This is a genomic window from Streptomyces sp. SolWspMP-5a-2 (assembly GCF_900091845.1).
Taxonomy (GTDB): domain Bacteria; phylum Actinomycetota; class Actinomycetes; order Streptomycetales; family Streptomycetaceae; genus Streptomyces; species Streptomyces doudnae.
Window position 1 is genome coordinate 18607 of the sequence record NZ_FMCI01000135.1, and the last position, 26629, is coordinate 45235.

26 protein-coding genes and 1 riboswitch are annotated in these 26629 nt (G+C 72.5%); of the genes, 5 read left to right on the top strand and 21 right to left on the bottom strand.

The window, feature by feature from the left end; all coding sequences use genetic code 11:
• Positions 1-193 precede the first annotated feature (193 nt).
• The 4 genes from GA0115242_RS13070 to GA0115242_RS13085 all read left to right on the top strand — a co-directional run bounded on the left by GA0115242_RS13070 (position 194) and on the right by GA0115242_RS13085 (position 4088).
• Positions 194-934 (top strand): ABC transporter ATP-binding protein, encoded by a 741-nt coding sequence (locus tag GA0115242_RS13070; protein ID WP_093827859.1) that lies wholly within the window; start codon positions 194-196, stop codon positions 932-934.
• Positions 916-2538, top strand: a complete 1623-nt coding sequence (locus tag GA0115242_RS13075) for a hypothetical protein (protein WP_093827861.1) — start codon at positions 916-918, stop codon at positions 2536-2538. Before GA0115242_RS13070 ends, GA0115242_RS13075 begins: the two co-directional genes overlap by 19 nt.
• Positions 2539-2652: 114 nt before the next feature.
• Positions 2653-3060 (top strand): VOC family protein, encoded by a 408-nt coding sequence (locus GA0115242_RS13080; protein ID WP_093827863.1) that lies wholly within the window; start codon positions 2653-2655, stop codon positions 3058-3060.
• A gap of 338 nt (positions 3061-3398) precedes the next feature.
• Positions 3399-4088, top strand: coding sequence for an LAETG motif-containing sortase-dependent surface protein (locus tag GA0115242_RS13085; RefSeq protein WP_093827865.1), 690 nt, complete (start codon positions 3399-3401; stop codon positions 4086-4088).
• A 76-nt stretch (positions 4089-4164) separates the two neighbouring features.
• Here the strand turns inward: GA0115242_RS13085 and GA0115242_RS13090 are convergent, their stop codons facing one another.
• The 9 genes from GA0115242_RS13090 to rpsB all read right to left on the bottom strand — a co-directional run bounded on the left by GA0115242_RS13090 (position 4165) and on the right by rpsB (position 13979).
• Positions 4165-5208, bottom strand: coding sequence for an ABC transporter ATP-binding protein (locus GA0115242_RS13090; RefSeq protein ID WP_093827867.1), 1044 nt, complete (start codon positions 5206-5208; stop codon positions 4165-4167).
• A complete protein-coding gene (locus GA0115242_RS13095) occupies positions 5208-6809 on the bottom strand; it encodes an ABC transporter permease (protein WP_093827944.1) in 1602 nt (533 codons plus the stop codon). Before GA0115242_RS13095 ends, GA0115242_RS13090 begins: the two co-directional genes overlap by 1 nt.
• Before the next feature lie 50 nt (positions 6810-6859).
• Positions 6860-7933, bottom strand: a complete 1074-nt coding sequence (locus GA0115242_RS13100; RefSeq protein WP_093827869.1) for a thiamine ABC transporter substrate-binding protein — start codon at positions 7931-7933, stop codon at positions 6860-6862.
• 79 nt (positions 7934-8012) lie between these two features.
• Positions 8013-8120: riboswitch (TPP riboswitch) on the bottom strand.
• Between the two features lie 33 nt (positions 8121-8153).
• A complete protein-coding gene (gene rlmN, locus GA0115242_RS13105) occupies positions 8154-9260 on the bottom strand; it encodes a 23S rRNA (adenine(2503)-C(2))-methyltransferase RlmN (protein ID WP_093827871.1) in 1107 nt (368 codons plus the stop codon).
• A 118-nt stretch (positions 9261-9378) separates the two neighbouring features.
• Entirely contained in the window at positions 9379-10503 is a 1125-nt protein-coding gene (locus GA0115242_RS13110) for a phosphatidate cytidylyltransferase (protein ID WP_093827873.1), read from the bottom strand.
• A complete protein-coding gene (gene frr / locus GA0115242_RS13115; RefSeq protein ID WP_093827946.1) occupies positions 10503-11060 on the bottom strand; it encodes a ribosome recycling factor in 558 nt (185 codons plus the stop codon). Before frr ends, GA0115242_RS13110 begins: the two co-directional genes overlap by 1 nt.
• A gap of 144 nt (positions 11061-11204) precedes the next feature.
• On the bottom strand, positions 11205-11963 hold the full coding sequence (pyrH, locus tag GA0115242_RS13120; RefSeq protein ID WP_093827875.1) for a UMP kinase: 759 nt from the start codon (positions 11961-11963) through the stop codon (positions 11205-11207).
• 166 nt (positions 11964-12129) lie between these two features.
• The gene (gene tsf / locus GA0115242_RS13125) at positions 12130-12966 is read right to left on the bottom strand and encodes a translation elongation factor Ts (RefSeq protein WP_093827877.1); all 837 of its coding nucleotides are present in this window, start codon (positions 12964-12966) and stop codon (positions 12130-12132) included.
• Positions 12967-13061: 95 nt separating this feature from the next.
• A complete protein-coding gene (gene rpsB, locus GA0115242_RS13130) occupies positions 13062-13979 on the bottom strand; it encodes a 30S ribosomal protein S2 (protein ID WP_093827879.1) in 918 nt (305 codons plus the stop codon).
• A gap of 510 nt (positions 13980-14489) precedes the next feature.
• Here rpsB and GA0115242_RS13135 point away from each other — a divergent pair.
• On the top strand, positions 14490-15131 hold the full coding sequence (locus tag GA0115242_RS13135; RefSeq protein WP_370672275.1) for a M23 family metallopeptidase: 642 nt from the start codon (positions 14490-14492) through the stop codon (positions 15129-15131).
• Positions 15132-15500: 369 nt separating this feature from the next.
• Here GA0115242_RS13135 and GA0115242_RS13140 read toward each other — a convergent pair whose 3' ends face one another.
• The 12 genes from GA0115242_RS13140 to rplS all read right to left on the bottom strand — a co-directional run bounded on the left by GA0115242_RS13140 (position 15501) and on the right by rplS (position 26622).
• The gene (locus GA0115242_RS13140) at positions 15501-16058 is read right to left on the bottom strand and encodes a TetR/AcrR family transcriptional regulator (protein ID WP_093827881.1); all 558 of its coding nucleotides are present in this window, start codon (positions 16056-16058) and stop codon (positions 15501-15503) included.
• A gap of 94 nt (positions 16059-16152) precedes the next feature.
• On the bottom strand, positions 16153-16995 hold the full coding sequence (whiG, locus tag GA0115242_RS13145) for an RNA polymerase sigma factor WhiG (protein ID WP_093827883.1): 843 nt from the start codon (positions 16993-16995) through the stop codon (positions 16153-16155).
• A 250-nt stretch (positions 16996-17245) separates the two neighbouring features.
• Positions 17246-18523 carry a DNA-processing protein DprA gene (gene dprA, locus GA0115242_RS13150; RefSeq protein WP_093827885.1) on the bottom strand — a complete coding sequence of 426 codons (1278 nt, stop codon included), beginning with the start codon at positions 18521-18523 and terminating at the stop codon, positions 17246-17248.
• A gap of 320 nt (positions 18524-18843) precedes the next feature.
• Positions 18844-20460, bottom strand: a complete 1617-nt coding sequence (locus GA0115242_RS13155; RefSeq protein ID WP_093827887.1) for a YifB family Mg chelatase-like AAA ATPase — start codon at positions 20458-20460, stop codon at positions 18844-18846.
• A gap of 1 nt (position 20461) precedes the next feature.
• Positions 20462-20785 carry a YraN family protein gene (locus tag GA0115242_RS13160; protein WP_237549020.1) on the bottom strand — a complete coding sequence of 108 codons (324 nt, stop codon included), beginning with the start codon at positions 20783-20785 and terminating at the stop codon, positions 20462-20464.
• Between the two features lie 591 nt (positions 20786-21376).
• Positions 21377-21685 (bottom strand): DUF2469 domain-containing protein, encoded by a 309-nt coding sequence (locus tag GA0115242_RS13170; RefSeq protein ID WP_003965949.1) that lies wholly within the window; start codon positions 21683-21685, stop codon positions 21377-21379.
• 56 nt (positions 21686-21741) lie between these two features.
• Positions 21742-22266: an NUDIX hydrolase gene (locus GA0115242_RS13175; RefSeq protein ID WP_093827893.1), complete on the bottom strand. Its 525-nt coding sequence runs from the start codon at positions 22264-22266 to the stop codon at positions 21742-21744.
• Complete coding sequence (lepB, locus tag GA0115242_RS13180) at positions 22256-23038, bottom strand: signal peptidase I (RefSeq protein WP_093827895.1); 783 nt, start codon at positions 23036-23038, stop codon at positions 22256-22258. The genes GA0115242_RS13175 and lepB (GA0115242_RS13180) overlap by 11 nt, the downstream gene beginning before the upstream one ends.
• A 483-nt stretch (positions 23039-23521) precedes the next feature.
• Complete coding sequence (gene lepB / locus GA0115242_RS13185) at positions 23522-24508, bottom strand: signal peptidase I (RefSeq protein WP_093827897.1); 987 nt, start codon at positions 24506-24508, stop codon at positions 23522-23524.
• A complete protein-coding gene (lepB, locus tag GA0115242_RS13190; protein WP_093827899.1) occupies positions 24396-25514 on the bottom strand; it encodes a signal peptidase I in 1119 nt (372 codons plus the stop codon). The genes lepB (GA0115242_RS13185) and lepB (GA0115242_RS13190) overlap by 113 nt, the downstream gene beginning before the upstream one ends.
• Positions 25507-26226, bottom strand: coding sequence for a signal peptidase I (gene lepB / locus GA0115242_RS13195; protein WP_093827900.1), 720 nt, complete (start codon positions 26224-26226; stop codon positions 25507-25509). Before lepB (GA0115242_RS13195) ends, lepB (GA0115242_RS13190) begins: the two co-directional genes overlap by 8 nt.
• Positions 26227-26271: 45 nt before the next feature.
• Positions 26272-26622, bottom strand: a complete 351-nt coding sequence (rplS, locus tag GA0115242_RS13200; RefSeq protein WP_010353847.1) for a 50S ribosomal protein L19 — start codon at positions 26620-26622, stop codon at positions 26272-26274.
• Positions 26623-26629: the final 7 nt, after the last annotated feature.

Here is a 26629-nt window from a genome sequence, read left to right on the forward strand (position 1 = left end):
TCAACACTGGCCCCGGTACCGCCCGTTCGAGTGAGAAACGGGCGCCCGGGGCCGTGTGCTGTCCGGCCTCCCGGCCGGGGCTGCCTAGCGTGCCAGTGTCCGATCGGCCCTGCCCCGGTCGCCTCCGTTCCCCCGCACGGGGGAATCCGCGAACCGCGCACGGCGTCTCTGATCCGAACCGAGGTGTACGCCCATGGTGGCCCCGCCCGACAGCGACGTGCTCTGGGCACGCGCCCTGTACTTCCGGCACAAGGACGGCTCACCCGCGCTCGGCGGCGTCTCGCTCGGCGTGAAGGAGGGCGAGATCCTGGCCGTCGTCGGCCCGCGGGGCAGCGGCAAGACGACCCTGCTGCGCTGCCTGTCCGGGCTGCTGGGCGCCGAGCGGGGCGAGGTCTGGTTCAACGGCGTGCCGGTCCACACCCTGGGCCGCGGCGCCAGGGAACGGCTGCGCCGCGACCGCTTCGGCTGGATCGACCCGGCGCCCTCGCTGGTCCCCGAGCTGACCGTCTGGGAGAACGCGGCGCTGCCCCTGATGCTGCGCGGCACCGGCCGCGGGCGCGCCAGGGCCGCCGCCATGGAGTGGCTCGACCGCCTCGACGTCGGCGACCGGGCCCGCAGACGGCCGCACGAGCTGACCCAGGCCGAACGCCAGCGGGTCTCCATCGCCCGCGCGCTCGCCCCCACCCCGAACGTCCTGTTCGCCGACGAGCCGACCGCCCCGCTGCACCGCGCCGACCGCGCCCACGTGCTGCGCACGCTCACCTCCGCGGCCCGCTCGCACGGCATCACGGTCGTGGTGGCGACCCACGACCCGGAGACGACGGCGCTCGCCGACCGCACGGTCCCGCTGCTCGACGGACGGCGCGTCACCACCGTCCACCTGCCCCCGGTCACCGAGTCGGAAGGTCGCACGGCGTGCTCGCTCTCCGTCTGAGCCGCGGCGCCCACCCGGCCGTCCAGCTCCGCCGCCTGCTGGTGGTGGCGGCCTCGGCGGGCACCGGCTTCCTGCTGCTGTGCACGATGGGCTACGCCATGGGCCACCCCGACGACGCCTCTTCGGCGGCCCTGCTGCGCCTCGCCTGGTGTCTGACGCCGCTGGCCGCGACCGTCTACCTCGCGGTCGCCGTGGCCCGCACCGACCCCGGCGCCCGGCCCCGCACCGGGCTCGCCGCGTTCGGCCTCGGACCGGCCCGGCTGATGGCCGTCTCGGCGATCACCACCGCCCTGTCCTGCGTGCTCGGTTCGCTGCTGGCGATGCTGCTGTTCCTGCATCTGCGCGGCGACCTGACCGGCATGCCCTTCGACGGCGCCGCGGCCCAGTTCCTCGCCGCGGGACGCCCGCTGCCGCTGCCCGCGGCCCTGACCCTGCTGGTCCTCGTCCCGGCGTCGGCGTCCCTGACGGTCGCGCTCGCGCTGCGTCCGCGAGAGGTCCGATCGCCCGCGCAGGCCCGGCCGTTCGGCCGCTTCGGCGCGTACGGCAGGCCGGACCGCAACGACACCTTCGGCGCGTACGGCCGCTTCGGCGCCCGCCGCCGGGGCCGGGGACCGGCCACGGACACGGACACGGACCTGGGCCCGGGTACGGGCACCGCGGCGGGAGCGGTGGCGACGGCGGGCCCGGGGACGGCGACCGCGACGGCGGTGGCGCCGGGCGGCACACGCACCGACCACCCCGTGAGCACCGTCGGGGCCAGGGACATCATCAGCGGCGCCGGTGTCACCGGCACCGCGGGCGGCCACGGCGGCGGAGGCACGAACGGCAGCCCCGGCACCTCCGACGCCGCTGTCCCCCACGGCACCAACGGCACCTCGGGTCACCAGGGGGCGCCGGACGCTCCGGACGCGCCGGGCGGGACGGAGGCCACCGGGTCCCCCGTCACCGGCGCTCTCCACGCCATCGCCGGGCTCGCCGACGCGCCGTCCTCCCCCCGCCCCGCGCCCTCCGGGCTGCCCTGGGGGATCGCCACGCTCGCCGCGGGGCTCGCCGTCGAGTCCTACGCGGGCCGCGCCGCCCAGGGGTCCGCGCTGCCGATGCCCGGCGGTCTGGCCGGTGGCGCCCCCGCCGTGCTCCTCGGCTGGGTCCTCACCGCGACGGGTCTCGCCCTCGCCGGACCCGGGCTCACCCATCTCTGCGGGCGGCTGCTCCAGGCGTTCCGTCCGGGGGCGCTGCGGCTGCTGGCGGGACGGGTGCTGATGGACGAGGCGACCAGGATCGGGCGCCCGCTGGGCGTCGTCTGCGCCGTCGCCTCCGGCGGGTACGCGATGAGCACCCTGTACGACCCGGACGGTCCCGCCTTCGGGCCGCTCACCCTCCTCGGCACCCTGCTGGTCGCCGGGTGCGCGGTGGCGACGCTGTGCACCGCCGCCGTCGAGGCGCGGCAGTCCCGCGCGGACACCACGGCCGCCCTGGTGCGGCTCGGCGCCCCGGCGGCCACCCTGCGCAGCGCGGCCGCCGTCCGGGCGGGCGCCCTGCTGGCCCTGTTCGGCCCGCTGACGCTGGCCGTCGCGCAGTTGGCCGCGATGCCGCTGACTCGCTGACCGGCCGGGTGCGCCGCACCCGGGGAGATCGAACGGGCCCGCGCCGATGAGTTCCGGTGCGGGCCCCGGTCATTCCCCTCGAACAGCACGACGGAGACGCCCGGAGGAGACCCGATGTACCAGCAGATGATTTTCGTGAACCTGCCCGTGACCGACCTCGACGCCTCGAAGACGTTCTTCACGACGCTCGGCTACTCGATCAACGCGCAGTTCAGCAACGACGAGGCGGCCTCGGTGGTGATCAGCGACACCATCGTGGCGATGCTGCTCACCAAGCCGTTCTACGCGACCTTCACCGACAAGGAGATCGCGGACGCGTCGAAGACCAGCGAGGTGCTGATCTGCCTGAGCGCCGAGAGCCGGGAGAAGGTCGACGAGCTGGTCGACCGGGCGGTCGCGGCGGGCGGCACGGACACCGGCCGCACCCAGGACCACGGCTTCATGTACGGCCGCGCCTTCGACGACCTGGACGGCCACACCTGGGAGATCACGTGGATGGACCCGACCGCCGTCCAGGACTGACGGCCCGTCAACTTCCGTCGCGGGGGCCGGAAGGCGTGCGTCCGGGCACCCCGGCCCCGGCGGCCTCCGCACCGGCACCTCTTGCCGCCACTCGCCCGGGAACGGCCGACGGCGTCCCCTATCGCCACCGGTGACCGGATCGAGAGCACTCCCAAGCCCTTGAAACGTCCCGGTGGTTAATAACCAGGCAAAGTCAACGGCTCGAACACGCATATGCGTTGACACTCCTTATCGAACGCTTATAGACCTGTGAGACTCCTGGGGAGCATGAAGGGCTCGTCACGCGATCGCCTCATCTCCCCCTCAGCCCCCCGCAGTTCTGCATGTAAAGGACAAACGTGTCCATAACTCGCCGCAGCGCACGCCGTACTGTGCGCGTTCTGGGTGTTGCCTCCGCCACCGTCGCGCTCGCTCTGGGCGTCACCAACACGGCGCTGGCCTGCAACATCCGCGAATTCTCGGCCGAAGCCAGCTGTGTCGGCGAAAAGGGTCAGATCGTCGTCACCGACAAGGACGCCTCGGGTCAGGCGGCCGTCATCACGGTCTTCCTGGAGAACAACGGCGCCGACGCCCACCAGGTCGGTGAGGCGCAGGAGATCAAGGGTTCCCGCCAGGGCACCACGGTGACCTTCACCGAGGACTGGAAGCCGAACGCCGAGTACCGCATCCACGTCAAGGCCGGGAACCTGGTCGACGAGGACATCAAGCCGAACCTGACCACCCCGTCCGAGGCCTGCAAGAAGGACGAGACCCCGGCGCCGTCGGAGACCCCGTCGGAGTCGGCCACCCCGCCGGCCGAGGAGTCGGAGTCCCCGTCTCCCTCGGAGACCCCGTCGGAGAGCACCACCGCCCCGGCGGGCACGGCGAGCAACGCGCCGTCCCCGGCCGTCGGTGACAGCAACCTCGCCGAGACCGGTGCCAACTCCAACACCGGCCTCATCGCCGGTGTCGCGGCCGCGCTGGTCGTCATCGGTGGCGGTGCCGTGTTCTTCGGCATGCGTCGTCGTGGGGCCAACAGCGGCAGCTGATCCCCCGCAGCGCGCGCGTGCGGCCCGTCCCCGACCGGGGGCGGGCCGCACGTGTGTCCGGGGCCGCCCGGCGCTCCTACGGCGTCCGGGGCGGCCGCCCCTGGCCCAGCACCAGGACCTCCGACGGGTCGAACTCCACGCCGACCGCCTCCCCGGTCTCCGGGGCCAGGCGCAGCGGGCAGGCCGCCTCCAGGAGCGGCCCGTCCTGCGGTCGCAGCCGGACGGCGACATGGGTGCCCCGGAAGGTGCGGGCGGCGACCGTGCAGCGCAGGCCCTCACCGGCCGGGACCAGCCGCACCCCGACCGGGCGCACCAGCAGGGTGCCGGGGCCCTGAGGGGCGCCCTCCGGGACCGGGAGCTTGCCCCAGGGGGTGACGGCGGCGCTCCCCGCGACGGTGGCCTCGACCACGTTCTCGAAGCCGAGGAACCGGGCCGTGAACGCGTCCGCCGGGTGCTGCCAGACCTCCAGCGGGGTGCCGGACTGGGCGATCGCGCCGTCCCGCATCACCACCACCCGGTCGGCGAGCGCGAACGCCTCGCCCTGGTCGTGCGTGACGGCGAGCACCGTCGTCCCCAACCGGTGGAAAAGCTCCCGCAGTTCGACGACGAGCCGCTCCCGCAGCGAGCGGTCGAGCTGACCGAGCGGCTCGTCCAGCATCAGCAGCCGGGGCCGGGGCGCGAGCGCGCGGGCCAGCGCCACCCGCTGCTGCTCACCGCCGGAGAGCGCGGAGACGGCCCGTCGGGCGGCGCCCGGCAGCCCGACCAGGTCGAGCAACTCCCCCACCCGCCGCTCCTGTTCGGCCCGGCCCGCGCCGCGCATCCGCAGCCCGAACGCGACGTTGCCGCCCACGTCCCGCTGCGGGAACAGCTGGTGGTCCTGGAACATGAGGCCGACCCCGCGCCGGTGCGCGGGCACCCCCGCCTGGTCCCGCCCGTCGAGGAACACCCGCCCGCCGGACAGGGGTTGGAGCCCGGCCACCGCCCGCAGCAGCGTGGACTTCCCGCTGCCGCTGGGCCCGAGCACACACACGATCTCGCGCTCGGCGACCTGCAGGCCGACGGCGTCGAGCGCCGCGCGGGCACCGAACCTGACGCTCGCGTCGTCGAGGCTGAGCAGCATCAGAACTCCCCGCTCCGGTCGGTGCGCAGGCGTTCCAGGAGCAGCAGGGACACCGCGCACACCACCATCAGAATCGTCGAGAGGGCCATCGCCTGGCCGTAGTTGAGATCACCGGGGCGGCCCAGCAGACGGGCCACCGCGACCGGCAGGGTCGGGTTGTCCGGCCGCGCGATGAACACCGTCGCCCCGAACTCGCCGAGCGAGACGGCGAACGCGAAACCGGCCGCGACCAGCAACGCCCGCCGCACCAGCGGCAGATCGACCTCCCGCCACACCCGCCACGGCGACGCCCCGAGGACCGCGGCCGCCTCCCGGAGCCTGCCGTCCACCGCGCGCAGCACCGGCAGCATGGTCCGCACCACGAAGGGCACGCCCACCAGGGCCTGCGCGAGGGGCACCAGGATCCACGAGGAACGCAGGTCGAGCGGCGGCTCGTCGAGGGCGATCAGGAACCCGAACCCGACCGTCACCGCGGACACCCCCAGGGGCAGCATCAGCAGCGCGTCGAAGCCGCGCACCAGCCGCCCGGCGTCCCGGCGGGCCAGCGCGGCGGCGGCCAGCGCGCCGACCAGCACGGCGATCGCGGTGGCGGCGAGGGCGTACTGGAGGGAGTTGCCGACCGCCTGGATCGGCGGCACCAGGAAGGTCCCGCCGTCCTCACGGGTCAGCGCCCGGTAGTAGCCGAACCCCGGCGCGTCGAGGGAGCGGCGCACGAGCACCGCGAGCGGCAGCACGACCAGCAGGGCGACGGTGGCGAGGACCGCGCCGAGCAGCGCCCACTGGCGGGCGCCGCGCGGACGGCGGGCGGTGAGCGCGGGGTCGACCAGCCGCAGGGCGCTCTCCCGCCGCCGTACCGTCCAGGCGTGCACGGCGAGGATCGCGCCGACCGCCGCGAACTGGACGAGGGTGAGCACGGCCGCCGTCGACAGGTCGAAGATCTCGGAGGTCTGCCGGTAGATCTCCACCTCCAGGGTGGAGAAGGCCGGGCCGCCGAGGATCTGCACGACCCCGAAGGAGGTGAAGGTGAACAGGAACACCATCAGGGTGGCGGCGGCCAGCGCGGGCCCCAGCGCGGGCAGCGTCACCTTGCGCCAGGCCGCGAGGGGCGAGGCGCCGAGCATCCGGGCCGCCTCCTCCTGCCGCGGGTCGAGCTGCGCCCACAGTCCGCCGACGGTCCGCACGACGACGGCGTAGTTGAAGAAGACGTGCGCCAGCAGGATCGCCCACACGGTGGTGTCCAGGCGCACCCCCCACAGCCCGTCGAGGAGTCCGCCGCGGCCGACGAGCGCCAGGAACGCCGTCCCGACGACGACCGTCGGCAGCACGAACGGGACCGTGACCACGGCCCGCACCAGATGGCGGCCGGGGAAGTCGTAGCGGGCCAGGACGTAGGCGCCGGGCAGCGCGACCAGCAGGGTCAGGGCGGTGGAGGCGAGCGCCTGCCAGGTGGTGAACCACAGGACGTGCCGGATGCCGGGCTCGCCGAGGACGTCCGCGATCCGCCCCAGCCGCCACACCCCGCCGTCCCGCAGCCCGCGCGCGACGATCGCCGCGACCGGGTAGGCGAAGAAGACCCCGAAGAACGCGACGGGCAGGGCCAGCAGGCCGAGCCGCGCCGCGTTCCCGCTCCGGGCGCGCCGGGGGGCGTCGGCTACTTCAGTACGAGTGACGTCCACGCCTTGACCCACTGGTCGCGGTTGGCGGCGATCCGGTCGGGCGCCAGCGTCTGCGGGTGCTCGGCCTGCGGACCGTACGCACGGAACACGGACGGCACCTCGGCGCCCTCGACGACCGGGTACACGAACATGTTCAGCGGCATGTCCTGCTGGAACTCCCTGCCGAGCAGGAAGTCGATCAGCGCCTTGCCGCCCGCGGGGTTGCGGGCGTTGCTGAGCAGGCCCGCGTACTCGGTCTGCCGGAAGCAGGTGCCGGTGGCGACGCCGGTGGGCGCGGTGCTCGGCCGGGGATCGGCGTAGACCACCTCGGCGGGCGGCGAGGAGGCGTACGAGACGACGAGCGGACGGTCGCCCTTGGCCTTCCTGCCGCCGGACGACCCGGAGAACTCCTCGTTGTACGCCTGCTCCCAGCCGTCGACGACCTTGACGCCGTTGTCCTTCAGCTTCTTCCAGTAGGCGGGCCAGCCGTTGTCGCCGTACCGCGCGGCGGTGCCGAGCAGGAAGCCGAGGCCGGGCGAGGAGGTCGAGGCGTTCTCGGTGACGAGCAGATCGCGGTAGGCGGGCTTCGTCAGGTCGTCGAAGGACACCGGCGGCTTCAGCTTGTGCGCGCTGAAGTACGCCTTGTCGTAGTTGACGCAGATGTCGCCCGAGTCGACGGGCGTGACCCGGTGCTTCGATCCGTCGACCCGGTAACGCGCCTCGACGGTGCCGGCGCCCTTCGCCGTGTACGGCTGGAACAGGCCGTTGTCGAGGGCCCGGGAGAGCAGGGTGTTGTCGACGCCGAAGAGGACGTCGCCCTGCGGGTTGTCCTTGGTGAGGATCGCCTTGTTGACGGCCTGGCCCGCGTCGCCGTCCTTGAGGACCTTGAGGGTGTACCCGGACCGCTTCTCGAAGTCGGCGACGACCTTCTTGGAGACGGCCCACGAGTCGTGGCTGACGAGTGTGACGGTCCGGTCACCGGCCGCGGTGCCGCCGCCCGACCCCGAGCACGCGGAGAGCGCGACGAGGCCGATGCCGACGGCGAGGGCCGTGAGCTTCGTGGTGTGCACTGGATTCCTCCTGGGGGTGACCAGGAAGAGACGCGGCCCCGCCCGGGTCCGCGGACGGATCCCGGGCAGGGCGCAACAGCATGAGTAGTGTCCGAACTTCCTACCCAGAATGACCTGGGCGAGGTTCAGAGGGTCTGCGGCCCGATTGCCGCACTCTCAGCGCTGTGGCGCTCCCCTGTCGGAATATGAAGATGTGATCTGGCTGGATTACGAGCCCAGGTTACCGCTCGGTGGCCGCGAGCTGACCACAGGCGCCGTCGATCTCCTGCCCCCGGGTGTCGCGGACGGTCACCGGCACCCCGTGGGCGGCGATGGCCTCCACGAACGCCTTCTCGTCCTCGGGCCGCGACGCGGTCCACTTCGACCCGGGCGTCGGGTTCAGCGGGATCAGGTTGACGTGCACGGGCCTGCCCCGGAGCATCCGCCCGAGCCGGTCACCGCGCCACGCCTGGTCGTTGATGTCCCGGATCAGCGCGTACTCGATGGAGAGCCGCCGCCCGGAACGCTCGACGTAGTCGAACCCGGCCTCCAGGACCTCGCGGACCTTCCAGCGGGTGTTGACCGGCACGAGGGTGTCGCGCAGCTCGTCGTCGGGCGCGTGCAGGGAGATCGCGAGCCGGCACTTGAAGCCCTCGTCGGCGAACCGGTTGATGGCCGGGACCAGACCGACCGTCGACACGGTGATCCCGCGCTGCGAGAGGCCGAGGCCGTCGGGGGCGGGGTCGGTGAGGGCCCGGATCGCCCCGACGACCCGCTTGTAGTTGGCGAGCGGCTCGCCCATGCCCATGAAGACGATGTTGGAGAGCCGCGTGGGCCCGCCCGGCACCTCGCCGTCGCGCAGCGCCCGCATGCCGTCGACGATCTGGTGCACGATCTCGCCGGTGGACAGGTTCCGGTCGAGCCCGGCCTGCCCGGTGGCGCAGAACGGGCAGTTCATCCCGCAGCCGGCCTGTGAGCTGATGCACATGGTGACCCGGTCCGGGTAGCGCATCAGCACCGACTCGACGAGCGTCCCGTCGAAGAGGCGCCACAGGGTCTTGCGGGTGGCGCCCTCGTCGGTCGACAGATGCCGGACGACGGTCATCAGCTCGGGCAGCAGCGCCTCGCGCAGCTTCTCGCGCGAGCCGGCGGGGATGTCCGTCCACTCGGCCGGGTCGTGGGCGTAGCGCGCGAAGTAGTGCTGCGATAGCTGCTTGGCTCGGAACGGCTTCTCCCCGATCTCGGCCACGGCGTCCTTGCGCTCGGCGGGCGAGAGATCAGCGAGATGCCGCGGCGGCTTCTTGGCGGCGCGGGGGGCGACGAATGTGAGTTCTCCGGGCTTGGGCATGGTTGTTCCAGTGTGGCAGATCCCGCCCGATGCCCCGCGCGCCCTGTGGACAACCCACCCCCGGCATGCGAGAGCCCCGGCGAGGATGGCTCGCCGGGGCTCTGGACGCGGGGGTGGGTCAGCCGGAGCCCACGAACAGGACCAGGAGCAGCCAGACCACCGGTGCCGTCGGCAGCAGGGAGTCCAGCCGGTCCATGATGCCGCCGTGGCCCGGCAGCAGCGTGCCCATGTCCTTGATGCCGAGGTCCCGCTTGATCATCGACTCGCCGAGGTCGCCCAGGGTCGCGGTGGCGGCGACCGCGAGGCCGATCACCAGACCCTGCCACCAGGTGCCGTCGTCGATCAGGAACTGCACGCAGAGCGCACCTGCGACCATGGCGAAGGCGACCGCGCCGACCAGGCCCTCGCGGGTCTTGCCGGGGCTGATCCGCGGGGCGAGCTTGTGGGTGCCGAAGCGCCAGCCGACCGCGTACGCGCCCGTGTCGCTGACCACCGTCAGCAGCAGGAACGTCAGCACCCGCCAGGGCCCGTCGTGGGCGGTGAGCATCATCGCGACGAACGTGGCCAGGAACGGCACGTAGAACGCGGCGAAGACACCGGCCGTGACGTCCTTGAGGTACCCCTCGGGGGGCTCCGTCATCCGCCAGACCAGGACGGCCAGCGCGGTGAGCGCCATGGCGACCCAGGCGCCCTCGGGACCCCGGGCGTACCCGGCGATCACCATCGCCGCGCCGCCGACCGCCAGCGGCACGAGCGGCGCCTTGATGCCCTTGCGCTCCTGGAGCCGACTGGTCAGCTCCCACAACCCGACGACCACAGCGACCGTTATGACACCGACGAACACGGCCTTGACGAAGAACAGGGAGGCGACGATCACCACACCGAGTCCGACACCGACCCCTATGGCCGCGCCCAGGTCGCGGCCCGCGGTCTTCTTCTGCGGTGCGGGCGCCGGCTGCGGGGCGTCGGGCATGGGCTCCGGATTCTGCTGGGCCGCCGGGTGGGGCGGCGCGTGCGGCGTGTCGTCGCGGAACGGGGGACCGCTCCAGCGAGCGGCCCCCCGGTCGTCATCCTGGTCTCCGCCGGACGCGGGTCCCTCGGGCACGATGGGCATGGGGCGAGTCTGCTGCGCCTGTGGCGCATCGTACGCGGGACCCGCCGGGGCAGCCCCCTGGACCGGCCGCCGGTCGGGCGGCCCCCAGTACCCGGTCTGCTGCGGCGCTCCCCAGGAAGAGTCGTTCATCAGACCTCGAGCAGCTCCGCTTCCTTGTGCTTGAGCAGCTCGTCCACCTGGGCGACGTACTTCGCGGTGGTGTCGTCGAGCTCCTTCTCCGCACGGCGGCCCTCGTCCTCGCCGACCTCGCCGTCCTTGACGAGCTTGTCGATGGCGTCCTTGGCCTTGCGGCGCACGGAGCGGATCGACACCTTGGAGTCCTCGGCCTTGCCCTTGGCGACCTTGATGTAGTCGCGGCGGCGCTCCTCGGTCAGCTCGGGGAACACCACGCGGATGATGTTGCCGTCGTTGCTGGGGTTGACGCCCAGGTCCGAGTCGCGGATGGCCTGCTCGATGTTGCGCAGGGCGGTCTTGTCGAACGGGGTCACGACGGCCATCCGCGGCTCCGGCACGGAGAACGAGGCCAGCTGGTTGATCGGCGTCGGTGCGCCGTAGTAGTCGGCCACGATCTTGTTGAACATCGCCGGGTGCGCCCTGCCGGTGCGGATCGCGGCGAAGTCCTCCTTGGCGACCACGACGGCCTTCTCCATCTTCTCCTCGGCCTCGAGGAGGGTCTCTTCGATCACCACTTGCTCCTGCGTGTCTTGAGTGAGGCCCGGCTGCGGTTCCTTGTCGGGGCGGCGGCCGGCTGCGTCGCGTCTTGTTCCTGCACGGTTCCCGACCGGCGGGACATTGTCCATCCCTTGGTCAGGCTCCGCGGGTGTTGCCCGTCAGTGCCGACCGTCCTGGTCACCCACAAGCGTGCCGATCTTCTCACCCTTGACGGCGCGGGCGATATTGCCCTCGGCCAGAAGCTCGAAAACGAGGATCGGCAGCTTGTTGTCGCGGCACAGCGTGACGGCGGTGGCGTCGGCGACCTTGAGGTCGCGGGTGATGACCTCGCCGTACCCGAGCGCGTCGAACTTGACCGCGTCCGGGTTGGTCTTGGGGTCGGAGTCGTAGACCCCGTCGACCCCGTTCTTGCCCATGAGCAGCGCCTCGGCGTCGATCTCCAGGGCGCGCTGGGCGGCGGTGGTGTCGGTGGAGAAGTACGGCATGCCCATGCCCGCGCCGAAGATGACCACGCGGCCCTTCTCCAGGTGGCGCACGGCACGCAGCGGGATGTAGGGCTCGGCGACCTGACCCATGGTGATGGCGGTCTGGACGCGGCTGTCGATGCCCTCCTTCTCCAGGAAGTCCTGGAGCGCGAGGCAGTTCATCACGGTGCCGAGCATGCCCATGTAGTCGGAGCGGGCGCGGTCCATGCCGCGCTGCTGGAGCTCCGCGCCGCGGAAGAAGTTGCCGCCGCCGATGACGACGGCGATCTCGGCGCCGTCGCGGACGACGGCCGCGATCTCACGGGCGATCTTGTGCACCACATCGGGGTCGACGCCAAGGCCGCCGCCGCCGGAGAAGGCCTCTCCTGACAGCTTCAGCAGAAACCGGCCGCGTACCTTGCCGTCGTCGCTCTTCTGGGGCTTGGTGGTCATCGAGATCCGCCTCTTTCAGGTGGTGCACATACCAAGAAGGCCATTGCCGCTGGGGTGTCGTTCGCATCCCATGCTCGGCAATGGCCTCCTCGTCAGATCTACTGGCGTCCGTCACACGCGCGTGCCCTCGACCCTATCGGGAGCGGGCGTCCGTCGCGGCACGGACTCAGATGCCGACCTTGATGCGCGAGAAGCGCTTCAGGGTGACACCGGCCTCGTCCAGAACCTTCTGGACCGACTTCTTGTTGTCGAGCGCGTACGGCTGACCGAGCAGCGTGGCGTCCTTGAAGAAGCCGTTCAGACGACCCTCGACGATCTTGGCGATCGCGGCCTCGGGCTTGCCCTCGGCGCGGGTGGTCTCCTCGGCGATGCGCCGCTCGGACTCGATGACGTCGGCCGGGACGTCGTCCTTGGCCAGGTACTTCGGCGCGAACGCGGCGATGTGCTGGGCGACGCCCTTGGCGACCTCGGCGTTGGGCTTGTCCAGCTCGACGAGGACACCGATCTGCGGGGGCAGGTCGGGCATCGTGCGGTGCATGTACGCGCTCACGAAACCGCCGGAGAACTGCGCGAAGCGGTCCAGGACGATCTTCTCGCCGAGGTTGGCGTTGGCCTCGTCGACGAACGCCTGGACGGTCTTGCCGGCCTCGATCTCGGAGGCGAGGAGCGCCTCCAGGTCGGCCGGGGAGGTCTTGGCGACGTGCTCGGCGATCTGCTGGGCGACGGCCTGGAACTTCGCACCCTTGGCGACGAAGTCCGTCTCGCACTTCAGCTCGACCAGGACGCCGGAGGTGTTGTCGTCGGCGATGAGGGAGACCACGGCGCCGTTCTCGGCGGAGCGGCCCTCGCGCTTGGCGACGCCCTTCTGGCCCTTGATCCGGAGCGCCTCGACGGCCTTGTCGACGTTGCCCTCGGCCTCGTCCAGCGCCTTCTTGCAGTCCATCATGCCGGCGCCCGTGAGCTCGCGGAGCTTCTTGACGTCGGCGGCGGTGTAGTTCGCCATGATTCCTGGAATCTCTCTCGAAGTCTGAAGATCTACGGGACGAACGGCGGGGGCTTCGCGGCCCCCGCCGTTCACAACCCGAAGGGGTGAGGGGGTCAGGCCTGCTCGGCGTCCGCGGCCGGGGCCTCGGCGGGGGCCGCGGGGGCCTCCTCGGCGGCCGGGGCGGCGGCCTCGGCCTGCTCGGCGTCGGCGACCTTCTCGGTCTCGGCGGAGGTCTGCACCTCGGCGTCGTCGGCCTTCTTCTCGCCCTCGAGCAGGTCGCGCTCCCACTCGGCCAGCGGCTCGCTCGCGGCCTTCTCGCCCTTGTCGCCGGTGGCGACACCGGAACGGGAGATGAGGCCCTCGGCGACGGCGTCGGCGATCACGCGGGTGAGCAGGGTGACGGAGCGGATCGCGTCGTCGTTGCCCGGGATCTTGTAGTCGACCTCGTCGGGGTCGCAGTTGGTGTCGAGGATGGCGACGACCGGGATGTTGAGCTTCCGGGCCTCGCCGACCGCGATGTGCTCCTTCTTGGTGTCCACGATCCAGACGGCGCTGGGCACCTTCTGCATCTCGCGGATACCGCCGAGGGTCTTCTCCAGCTTGGCCTTCTCGCGCGACAGCACGAGAAGCTCCTTCTTGGTGAGACCCGAGGCCGCGACGTCCTCGAAGTCGATCTGCTCCAGCTCCTTGAGGCGCTGGAGGCGCTTGTAGACGGTCGAGAAGTTGGTGAGCATGCCGCCCAGCCAGCGCTGGTTGACATAGGGCATGCCGACGCGGGTCGCCTGCTCGGCGATCGCCTCCTGCGCCTGCTTCTTCGTGCCGACGAACATGACCGTGCCGCCGTGGGCGACGGTCTCCTTGACGAACTCGTAGGCGCGGTCGATGTACGACAGCGACTGGAGCAGGTCGATGATGTAGATGCCGTTGCGCTCGGTGAAGATGAAGCGCTTCATCTTCGGGTTCCAGCGACGGGTCTGGTGACCGAAGTGGACGCCGCTCTCCAGCAGCTCCCGCATCGTGACGACGGCCATGGCCGTTCTCCTTGGATTTCTCGGTTGTGCCGCGGATGCCGGACGGCTTCCGCGCCTGACGCCCGCGTGCGCCCTGCCACGAAGGACCGAGGGGCGCTGACACGGGCCGGTGAGGGCCTCGTGCCGGGGCGTGCGAAGTCGACCCGGTGACCCGGATCGCCAGAAGAAGTGTACGGGACCCGCGAGGTACCGGGTGACGCCGTTGTCCACAACCGACGGGTACTCCACAGGACCGGGCCGCGATCGCCCGTTCCGGGTCACGGTACGGGCATGCGACGAACGAGACGGCACACGGACGGCACGGGACCCCGGTCACGGCACGAGGACGGCGACGGCGGTGGCGGTGGCGGTGGTGTCGCCGTCGGCGGTGGTGTCGGCGTCGGCCTCGGCGAGGGCATGGCGAGCGGGCCGATCCGCCCAGGCGTCCCACCGTTCCGACGGTTCCCACGGCCCTCACAGCTTCCGCGCTTCCCCGTGCGGCCTTGGCCCTCCCGACTTCCGCGGTTCCCTGTGCAGCCGTGGCCCTCACGGCTTCCGCGGTTTCCCGCGCACCCGCCGGCCCTGTTCTCCGTACTGCTGCCGCTGGCCCTGCTGCTCCTGGCCGCCGCGTTCCCGGCGCCGTCCCAGCCGGTGTCCGGTCCGCCGACCGCAGAGGCAGCAGTACCGGCCGCAGCCCCGCTGGTCCCGGCCCTGGCGACGGCCTGGCCGGTGGGAACGCGCCCCCGGGTGACGCGCGGCTGGGAACCCCCGGCGAGCGCCTACGGACCGGGGCACCGGGGTGTGGACCTGGCGACGGCTGCGGGGGCACCGGTGCGGGCGGTGGCGGCGGGCCGGGTCTCCTTCGCGGGGCGGGTGGCGGGCCGGGGCGTGGTCTCGGTGGCCCTGGCGGGCACGGCCCTGCGCACGACCTACGAGCCGGTCACGGGGACGGTCCGGGCGGGCGACGAGGTGGCCGCGGGCGACCGGGTCGGCACGGTGGAGGCGACGGGCGGGCACTGCGTGACGCCGTGCCTGCACTGGGGCCTGCTCAGCGGCGAGACCTACCTCGACCCCCTGTCCCTGCTCCCGCCCTGGCTGCGCTCCACGGGCCCGTCGAGACTCCTGCCGCTGACGGAACCGCCGCCGGGGAGGGGCACGGGACACCTCCGGTGAGACGAAGGGAACGGAGACGGGGCGTCCGACGACGGGGGCTCAGCGTCCGCGCAAAAGCAACGCGTGACACCGCAGGGGGCACCTGAACCCGGCCACGCATATGCACCGCAGCCGAAGCACCGCCCGCCAAAGCCGCGCACCCCGCGAAGGACCCCGCCCAGGTCAGCCGAGCCCACCCCGCGGGATCACCGCAGGTCAGCCACTCACGCCCCGAGGGGTCACGCCCGGGTCAGCCGTACCCACCCCGACGAGCCGCACCGCACCCAGGCCAGCCGGGCACATCCCGAGAGGTCACGCCCAGGCCAGCCGGGCATATCTCGCGAGGTCACGCCCAGGCCAGCCGCGCACGCCCAGCGGGGTCCGCCCGGGTCAGCCGCGTACGCCCCTCAGGGCCATCGCGACCGCCGCCTCCGTGATGGTGTCCGGCTCCTCCGCCGCGCCCAGTTCGATGCGGCGCACGGCCGCGTCCACGACGCCCTGGAGGAGCATCGCGGCGAGCCGGGGTTCGGCATGCCCCAGCTCTCCGAGGGCCTCGACGATCATCGCGACGAGTCCGCCGTGCGCGGCCCGGATCTTCTCCCGGGCACCGGCGTCCAGCTCGCTCGCGGAGATCGCGACGACGGCCCGGTGACGGCGGTCCCCGACCAGCGCGAGCTGCCGGCGCACATACGCCTCGACCTTGCCCTCCGGGGTGGCCGCCCGCTCCATCGCCAGCGAGACCTCGGCCGCCCACACGGGGAAGTCGACCTCGCACAGCTCCTCGACCACCGCCGCCCGCGAGCGGAAGTACTCGTACACGGACGACCGCGCGAGTCCCGTCCGCTCGGCCAGCGCGGGGAAGGTCAGCGCCTCCGTACCGCCCTCGGACAGGAGGGACCGCGCCGCGTCCAGCAGGGCGGCTCGCTGCATCGTCCGGTGCTCGGCCACGGAGGCCGCTCGAATCCTTGGCACGTCAACCACTCTACGGACGGACCGCCCCCGACGGGAGTCGCTGCACCGGCAAGGACCACGACCACGCTGGTCAGCGGCCGAAACTCGCCAGCTTCGCGCGCAGCTGGAGCACGGATTTGGTGTGGATCTGACTGACCCTGCTCTCGGTGACGCCGAGCACGTTGCCGATCTCCGCGAGGGTGAGCCCCTCGTAGTAGTAGAGGGTGACGACGGTCTTCTCCCGGTCCGGGAGCGTGTTGATCGCCCGCGCCAGGAACCGCCGCAGCTCCCGGTCCTCGGCGACCTCCACCGGGTTGTCCGCGGCGGTGTCCTCCAGGGTGTCCATGAGGCTGAGCCGGTCGCCGCTCTCGCCGCCCACGTGCAGCAGCTCCTCCAGCGCCACCACGTTGGCCAGCGACAACTGGCTGAACACCGCGTGCAGATCGTCGACGGCGATGCCCAGTTCGGCGGCCACCTCGCCCTCCGACGGGGTGCGCCTGAGCCGCGCCTCCAGGGTCGCGTACGCCCGCTCCACGTTCCGCGCCTTCTGCCGCACGGAGCGCGGGATCCAGTCCAGCGCGCGCAGCTCGTCGATCATCGCCCCGCGGATCCGGGTGATCGCGTACGTCTCGAACTTGATCTCCCGGTCGACGTCGAACTTCTCGATCGCGTCGATCAGTCCGAACACCCCGGAGGAGACGAAGTCGGCCTGCTCGACGTTGGGCGGCAGGCCCACGCTCACCCGGCCCGCGACGTACTTCACCAGCGGCGAGTAGTGCAGGATCAGCTGCTCCCGCAACCGCTCGTCGCCCGTCGTCTTGTACGAGCGCCACAGCTCGTCGAGCGTCGAGGGAGCGGGCGGCCGGACGGCGCCACCGTCGCGGGCGGCTGGGGGGATGGCCGCCCGGTCGGACCCGGAGGTGTGCTGAGGCATTCGTCGCCTTGTGCCGTTCTGCAGTGAAGTGGGGGTGCCTGGGCTCGGTGTCGGTCTGGTGTCGGTCTGGTGTCGAGTTGCCTGTCCAGGGAGCGGTCCTTGCGAGCGTAGCGTGACTGAACCGTCGCAGTGCGCGAAGGAGCCGTCGGGAGGCGTGCGCAGATACGTTCCTCTAGGCACCCCCGCCGGGTCGCGCCGATCCCTGCGCGCGTCCCCGGCCGGAGGTCAACTGCGGGCGTTTGCAACGGTGTCAGGCTTCCCCCGGACGGCCGAACCCGCTCGGACCGCGCCGACTTCGGCGATCGCGGACGGAGATCACCGCCTGGCGTGTCAACTTCCAGCCGTCGCCATGTCGTTCGACGTACCCGAGCGAGCGGAGTTCGTACAGTCTCGCGACCGCGTCGTCCGGGGTGGTCCGCGCCCCGCGAGCGATCTCCGCGACCGTCGCCGCACCCCGGCCCGGCAGCACGGCGAGCACCTGCCGGGCAGCGGGTTCGAGCAGGTCACGGGGGAGCACGGGCCCCTTGCCCACCGGGGCCAGCTCTCCCATCTCCCCGACCACCTCGACGACTTCCGCCGCGCCGGTGACCAGCACGGCCTCCCCGCGCAGCAGTTCGTGCACCCCGGCGGAGAGCCCGCTGGTGACGGGCCCCGGCACCCCCATGACATGCCGCCCGAGCCGCAGCGCGGACCGCGCGGTGGACAGGGAGCCGCTGCGGTGGGCGGCTTCCACGACGACGGTGCCCCTGGTCAGGGCGGCGATGACCCGGTTGCGGACGATGAATCTGCCGGCCGTCGGATGCTCGCCCGGCGGCAACTCGCCGATCACCAGTCCCTGTTCCGCGATCCTGGCGAACAACTCCGTGTGCCCCGGCGGATAAGGCCGGTCCACGCCGCTGGCCAGCACCGCGACGGTGGCCCCGCCCGCCCCGAGGGCGCCCCGGTGCGCGGCGCCGTCGACCCCGAAGGCACCGCCCGACACCACCACCCAGCCGCGTTCGGCGAGGCCCGCGGCGAGCGTGGCCGCGACATGGGCGCCGTACTCGGTGCAGGCGCGCGCTCCGACCACGGCGACGGATCTGAGCGCCCACATCCGCAGGTTGGGCAGCCCGCGCACCCACAGTCCGAGCGGCCGCCCGTCCCCGAGGTCGTCCAGTTGCCGGGGCCACTCGGCGCTCCCCGGGGACACGAACCGCATTCCGGCCTCACGGACGGCGTCGAGGTCCCGCCGGGTCCCGGCCTCCCGGGCCCGTGCCAGCAGCCCGGCCCACCGCCGGTCGGTCACCCCGGCGAGCTGCGGCCCGCCGTCCCGCAGCCGCCGGGCGACCTCGACGGCACCCCGCTCCCGCAGCCACCGCCCGCCCACCTCGTCCCCGGGTTCGAGCACCCGGCTCAGAAAGGCACGGGCCTCCCCATCCACCCCGAGCGCCTCGACCCCAGTCGCAGCCCCAGCCCCGGTCGCAGCCCCAGCCCCGATGCCTCCGACCAAGGCCCCACTCCCGTCGCCCCCAGCGCCACGACCCCCCATGCCCGCAACCTCCGGACCGCCCCCGGCACCGTCACTCGCGCGCCCAGGCCCTCCCCCGTCTCCCTCGCCTCGCGCATCCCCCCGGACGCTCACCCCTCCCCCGCGCTCCCCGACACCGTCAGCCCCCGAACCCCGCTCCCCGGCACCGCCCGCCTCCGGACCGCCCCTCCCAGCACCGCCCGCCTCCGGACCGCCCTGCCCGACACCGCCCGCCTCCGAACCACCCTCCCGGCCACCGCCCATCTCCACGCCACCATGCTCCGAGTCACCGTCCTCCGTACCACCGTCCTCCGCGCCGCCCCTCACCACGGCACCGTCCCTCACCGTGACCCCCCGATGGCCATGGGCACGCCCCGGGGCACGCCCGTGCGCAGTTGGAGCGCCAGGGCCACGTCCGTCGCGTCGGGCCGGTCGTGTCCTGCCAGGTCGGCGACGCTCCAGGCGACCCGCAGCACCCGGTCCAGCCCGCGGGCCGTGAGGACCCCCCTCTCCAGACCGCGTTCCGCCTCGTCCATGGCGCCGCGCTCCGCGTGCCACCGGCTGCGCAGCTCACGTCCGGGGATCTCGCTGTTGCTCCGCCAGGGGGTGTCCCCGAGACGGGCGGCGGCCCGCTCCCTGGCCGCTCCGACCCGGTCGGCCACGGTCGCCGTGGACTCGCCCCTGGCACCGCGCTCGGTGAGCTGCGCCCTGGTCACCCGGTCCACCTGGACCCGCAGGTCGACCCGGTCGAGCAGCGGCCCGGAGAGCCGCGCCTGGTAGCGGCGGATCGCGGACGGCGGGCACTCGCAGAAGTCGTCGGTGAGGGTGAACCGGCCGCACGGGCAGGGGTTGGCCGCGAGGACCATCAGGAATCTCGCGGGGAACCGCACCACCCCCGCGCTCCGCGCGATGACGACGTGTCCCGACTCCAGCGGCTGGCGCAGCGCGTCGAGCGCCTGGCCGCTGAACTCCGGGGTCTCGTCGAGGAAGAGCACGCCCCGGTGGGCGAGGGACACCGCGCCCGGCCGCGCGATCCCGTGACCGCCGCCCACCAGCGCCTGCATGGTGGCCGAGTGGTGGGGCGCGCAGTACGGGGCGGTGTCGATCATGGGCTTGCCCGCTGGCAGCAGCCCGGCCACCGAGTGGACGGCGGTGACCTCGAGGGACTCCTGGCGGCCGAGGGCGGGCAGGATCGCGGGCAGCCGCTCGGCGAGCATCGTCTTCCCGGCACCCGGGGGCCCTTCGAGGAACAGATGATGGCCTCCGGCGGCGGCGACCTCGACGGCCGTCCGCGCCGAGAGCTGTCCGACCACGTCGGCGAGGTCGTGACCCTGGTCGTGCGGGGCCGCGTGCATCCCGGTGGCCGCGCCCGTGCCCGGCACCCGCAGGCCCGCCATGAGCGGGTCGGGGCGGCTCAGGTCGTCGGGTTCCTCGTCGGGCACCGGCTCGTCGGCGAGGACGGCGATGAGCTGCCGCAGACTGCGCACCCCGAGCACCGACACCCCCGGCACCAGCGACGCCTCCGCGGCGGCGCACTCGGGCACGACGACCTGGTCGTACCCCGCGTCGGCGGCGGCGATCACCGCGGGCAGGATGCCCCGGACCGGCCGCACCCGCCCGTCGAGGCCCAGCTCCCCGATCATCACGAGGTCCACCATCACCCGGGGGTCGATCCGCTCGGCGGCCCCGAGGATCGCGCAGGCGACGGCGAGGTCGAACCCGGATCCGGCCTTGGGGACCGAGGCCGGGCTCAGCCCGACGGTGAGTTTCTTCGACGGCCAGGCCGTCCCGGAGTTGACGACCGCCGCCCGTACCCGGTCACGGCTCTCGCTCAGACTCTTGTCCGGGAGCCCCACCAGCGTGAACGCCGCCACGCCTGGCTCCAGGTCGGCCTGCACCTCGACGACGACGCCCTCGACGCCGACCAGCGCCACCGAGCACGTCCGCGCGAACCCCATCTCAGGCCACCCCCCGCGCGTGCTCGACCACGGGCGCGCCGCGGTCCGGGAGCAGGACGCCGACGAGGTCGATCCGGACACCGCCGGGCGGGGCTCCGCCGTGGGCGTGGACCCACTGCCCGGCCAGCTCCCGCAGCCGGCGCGCCTTCTCGGGGGTCACCGCGGCCATGGGGTGCTCGTAGCGGCCGCCCCTGCGGGTCTTGACCTCGCAGACGACGAGGACTTCCCCGTCACCGGCCACGATGTCGATCTCGCCGGTCCTGCCGCAGCGCCAGTTGCGGGCCAGGACCGTCATCCCGGCGTCGGTGAGCCACCGGGCCGCCAGATCCTCGCCGTACCGCCCGAGGGCACCGCGCCGCGCGTCACCGGTGCCACGCTCCCCGGCACCACCGGCACCACCGGCACCACCGGCACCACCGGCACCAAGCACACCACCGGCCCTGCGCCGATCCGCGCCCTGCCCCGAACTCCCACCCGGGACAGCAGCCCCCGGAAGCCCCGCGCCCCCGCGCCCGTCACCTTCCTGGCGCGCCCGCGTCTCCATACGCCCCCGCGCGCACTCAGAATCTCGCGCTGCACTCCCCTGGTCCCGCTGGTCCCGGATACTCCCCTGTTCCCAGGTGCTCCCCTGGTCCCGCTGTTCCCGGGCACCCCCCTGCTCCCAGGCGCCCCTCTGGTCCCGCTGGTCCCGGACACTCCCCTGGTCCCGGGCGCTCCCTCGGTCCCGCGCGTCCCCGCGCCCCCACGTGCTCCAGCACGTCGTCCTGCCGTATGTGCTCATCGGGCACCACCTCCGGCGCCCAATGTCACGTGCCCGCCCCCAAGAAGTGGATCTTGGTGGAGAGCCCGGTGGCTGTGGACAACTCCGTCACTCGCAGGAGTGACGGTCAGCCACGCACCGCCCCTCAGCCGCCCCTCAGCCGCCGGGCAGCTCCAAGTCGCTCTTGTTCAGCTCCTCGATGTTCACGTCCTTGAACGTGAGGACGCGCACCTGCTTCACGAAGCGGGCCGGTCGGTACATGTCCCACACCCAGGCGTCCGCCATCGACACCTCGAAGAACACCTCACCCTGGACCGAGTGCACCTGCATCTCGTAGTCGTTGGTGAGATAGAAACGCCGCTCGGTCTCGATCACGTATTTGAACAGACCGACGACATCGCGGTACTCCCGGTAGAGCTTCAGCTCCATCTCGGTCTCGTACTTTTCGAGGTCCTCGGCGCTCATGGCATGTTCCCCTTCAGCCGTGCGATCCCACCATTGTGCGCCAGTACCGGGAGCCTCTAGACGATTTCCGTGTCAAGGATCTCGGGTGTGGCCGGGGGACCGTCGCCGAGCAGTCTGGTCAGCAGCTCGGCGAGTCTGGTCGGATACACCGTCTCATGTGCCTGGCTCAGTTCCCGACACGTCCACCAGCGCGCTCCGGCGACACTGCGCCGTTCCAGTTCGGTGAGCCCGGCGGGCTCCGTCTCGGTCTGGTCCGTCCGGGCCAGGAAGTACCACTCGTCCTGGTCCCAGCGCCGCCCGGCGAAGGGGAAGGAGCAGCGGCGGCGCCACAGCAGCGGGCCGAGCGCGATGCCGGTGATCCCGGTCTCCTCGCGCACCTCGCGCCGGGCCGCCTCCTCCAGAGTCTCGTCGCCCTCGACACCGCCGCCCGGGGTGAACCACCAGTCGTCGGCGACGTCGTCCGGCTCATGGCCGTGCAGCAGCAGGATCCGGTCGTCGGGGTCGAGCAGGACCACTCGGGCGACCGTCCGCAGCCCCTCGGCCGGGATGTCGGCGGGGATGTCGGCGGGTTCAGCGGGCACCCGCGGGCTCCGTCCTGGTGCGGGCCGCGCCCCGGCGGGCGGCCAGCGCGGCGATCGGTCCGTAGGCGCCGCCGCCGAGCACCAGCACCGCGCCCGCGACGATCAGGGTGACGATCAGCCGCAGCGGTCCGGGCGAGGAGAGGGCGCCCAGGGTCGCGAAGCCGGTCGGCTCGGCGAGCATGCCGCCGCTGGGCCACGCCACGGCGTCGACCCGGGCCCGCACCGCGCCGCGCGCGACCGTGCCACCGGCGGCGTCGGTGAGATGGGCGGTGGAGTCGAGGGAGCCCTGGCGCTCGTCACCGAGCAGGAACAGCCGGCCTTCGGGGACCTTCACCGTGGGGAAGTCGGTGGTCTCGGCGAGGCTCCCGGCGGGCAGGTAGGGCTCGTCGATCCGCTTGCCGTCGACGGTCAGCTTGCCGTCGGTGCAGCAGGCGACCGTGTCGCCGCCGACCGCGACCACCCGCTTGACGACGGGCGCGTTGGTGACCCAGGACTTGTCGTCGAAGACCACGACGTCACCCCGGCGCACCTCGGAGCCGTCGATCCGCTCGGCGAGGACGCGGGCGCCCGCGGCGATGGTGGGCGACATGGAGCCGGTGGGCACGGTGTAGGGGCGGTAGACCACCGCGCCCCAGGCGAATCCGCCGAGGAACATCACGATGCCGAGGCCCACCGCCAGGCCCGACAGGCGCTGTCCGAGCCTGCTGCCCACCCGCGCGGTGCCGGTGCCTCCGCCGTGCGGGGCCGTACGTGTCGTGCTCTCGCCACCCATGGATCCGCACCCTACCCGGCGGTACCGGAGCCGGTCAGCCCTTCTCCCCCGGCCATGGTCAAAGTCCGCGCAAGGCTTTCACCCTCCCGAACGGGCCACCGGGCGGATCGGGACTGACCCGGCACGACGGGCACCGCAAACGGCCGGAACCCACCGGTCACGACCCCGCCCCGCCCTACCGGACCCGACGCGCACGCCTCCACCCGGCACACACCACACAGCCCCACACGCATCACCCGACCCGACGCACACGCGCCTCCTCCCGGCACACACCACCCCGCTCCGCGCGCGTCCCCCGACCCGGTCCGGCGGACGCCACCCGGCCCGGCAGACACCGCCGGCCCCGCCCGACCCCGCGCGCACCACCCGATCCCCCGCGCAGCACCCGCCCCCGCACATACGGAGGGGGAGCCACCTCTGAAGGTGCCTCCCCCACTGTCCGGCGTCCCGGCGTCCCAGCGTCCCGGCTTCCCGCCGTCCGCCCTACCGTGTCTCGACCGGTGCGATCCGGCGTCGGCGCCACAGTGCCACCGGTACCGCGCCGACCAGGGCGACGGCGTTCGGCGCGACCGTCAGGGCCGCGGCGGACGCCTTCTGGTCGTTCAGGCCGGGCTGGTCGAAGGTGTCGGGCACCGGCAGGGTGCTCCAGCGGTTGATCGGCCAGGCGATCACGATGGCGCGGCCGACGACGTCCTTCACCGGGACCATGCCGTGGTGGGAGTCGTCCTGGTTGTAACGGGAGTCGCGGGAGTTCTGGCGGTGGTCGCCCATCACCCAGAGGTAGCCCTTGGGGATCTTGACGGTGAACTGGCCGCCCTGGTCGTCCACGCTGCACGGGGTGTTGCCCGGGTAGACGAACGACGCGTCGTTGAGCGCCTTGCCGTTGACCTTCAGCGGGCCCGTGTTCTTGCAGGAGACGGTGTCGCCGCCGACGCCGATGACCCGCTTGATGAGGTCCTTCTCCTCGGCCGACGGCATCAGGCCGATCCAGCTGAGGACCTTCTGGAGGGCGTTCGGGTTGGCCGTGGGCTCGCCCGCCAGCCAGTTGTCGGGGTCGTGGAAGACGACGACCTCACCGCGCTCGGGCTCGGAGCCGAACCACGGGGTGAGCTTGTCCACCAGCACCCGGTCGCCCTGCTGGAGGGTGTTCTGCATCGAGTCCGACGGGATCGAGAACGCCTGCACCAGGAACGTCTTGATGAGCAGAGCGAGCACCAGAGCGATGCCGATCAGGATCGGCAGCTCCTTCCAGAAGGAGCGCTGCTGCCGCTGCCGGGGGGCGTCGTCACCCGGTCCCCGGCCGTCGGACCTGGTCTGCTCGTCGGGCCCGGGGACCTCGTCGGCAGGTCGTCCGGTGTCACTCCCGGAGTTCACGGCGCCGTCCGCGGCCGGGTCCGCTGCGTCCACGGGACGTCCGCGGTGCTCCTCGCCGTCGTGTCCGGACCGTGCGCCAACCGCCACATCCCCCACGCCAACTCCTTACTCTCCGCTGCCGCCTGCCCCATACACGGTGCAGGCCCACCACTCCCATAACGAGCGGGAGTTCCGCAGGGCTCGGGAGTGGAATAGATCCGTTCGGATCGTCGGAGGCAACCCTATGCGACACCCGGGGAGCGGCGGCCGCCCCCGACACGGAGTTGGAGACCGAGGAGAAAGTTTTAGGTTCCTGGAGGCTGTTCCAGTGGCCGAAAGGCCACGCGATGACCCGGGCCCGGCCGACCACCGAGTCCTCGGAGACGGTGCCGCCGTAGTCGGTGTCCTGATGGGCCCGGGAGTCCGCCGAGTTGGCGCGGTGGTCGCCCATCACCCACAGCCGCCCCTGCGGCACGGTGATGTCGAAGGCCTGCAGGGAGGGCGCGTTGCCGGGATACAGGTAGGCGCCCTCGTCGAGCGGGACGCCGTTGACGGTCACCCGGCCCTGTGTGTCACAGCACTTGACGCGGTCGCCGCCGACCCCGACGACCCGCTTGATGAGGTCCTTCTCGTCCTCGGAGGGCAGCAGGCCGATGAAGGTGAGCCCCTCCTTGACCTGCTTGACGACGATCGGGTCGTTCTTCTTGACGGTGCTCTGCTCGTCCTGGAGCCAGCCGCCGGGGTCCTTGAACACGACGACGTCGCCGCGCTCCGGCTTGGAGCCGAACCAGGGCGTGAGCTTGTCGACCAGGACGCGGTCGCCGATCTGGATGGTCTGCTCCATGGAGCCCGACGGGATCACGAACGCCTGGAGCAGGAACGTCTTCAGGACCAGCGCTATCAGCACCGCGACGCCGACCAGCAGCGGGATCTCCTTGACCGCGCTGCGCCTGCGCCGTCGCTTGACCTTGCGCTGGAGCCTGCGGCGCTCGGCGCGGGTGCGCCCGGCGCTGCTCTGCCCGCCGCCTCCGCCCGCCCCGCCGCCGGTCCGCCGGAGGCCGGTGGGCAGGAGGTTCTCCGCCGGGCTGTTCGGCTCGCCGCGCGGTCTGCCGCGGTTACCCATGGACACCGCCGACGGCGGCGGGCACGCGCGCGTAGGCGGCGGGACGGTGCAGGCGGGTCCAGTGGGCGCGCGGCCAGACGATCCAGTCGGCCCGCCCGACGACCGCGCTCAGCGGAACCATGCCGCCGCCCGGGGAGCCGAGGTGGTCGCGGGAGTCGCTGGAGTCGCCCCGGTGGTCGCCGAGCAGGAACAGGGTGCCGGACGGCACGACCACCTCGAAGGGGACCGAGGAGGGGCTGTCGCCCGGGAACAGGAACGTCGACTCGTCGACCGCCCGGCCGTTCACCTTGATCCTCCCGTCCTCGTCGCAGCAGACCACACGGTCTCCTCCCACACCCACGACGCGCTTGATGTAGTCGGCGTCCCCGAAGTAGCCGGTGCCGTCGAAGACGACGACGTCGCCGCGGCGCGGCTCGGCACCGAAACGGTACGCCACCTTGTTTACGAGAACGCGGTCCCCGATCCTCAATCCCTGTTCCATGGATCCGCTCGGAATCTGGAACGGTTGCACCACGAACGTGTTCAGCAACAGCAGAAACACCAGGCAGAGCAGCAGGGCGAGGCTGATCAGCCCGCCGGGGAGCCACGCGGAGATCCGGTCCGCCAACGAGAAACGCGACCGTTCCTCCGGTCCGGCCGCCGCCGAGGGATCCTCGGGTGCGGAAGGGCGGGAGGAGCGGTCGCGCTCCGTCGGCTGTTCTTCGGTGTCCATCGGGGACCGATGTTATCGGCCCCCGGCACGACTCCGGGAAAGCGCTCAGTTGTCGCGCTTCTCCTTGATCTTCGCGGCCTTGCCGCGCAGCTCGCGCAGGTAGTAGAGCTTGGCGCGACGCACGTCACCGCGGGTGACGAGCTCGATCTTCTCGACGATCGGGGTGTGCACCGGGAAGGTGCGCTCGACGCCGACGGAGAAGGAGACCTTGCGGACCGTGAAGGTCTCGCGCACACCGGCGCCCTGGCGGCGGATGACGACGCCCTTGAACTGCTGCACACGGGAGCGGTTGCCCTCGATGACGCGCACGTGGACGTTGACGGTGTCGCCGGGGCGGAACGCCGGGACGTCGCTGCGCAGCGACGCGGAGTCGACGGTGTCGAGCAGGTGAGACATTTTTCGT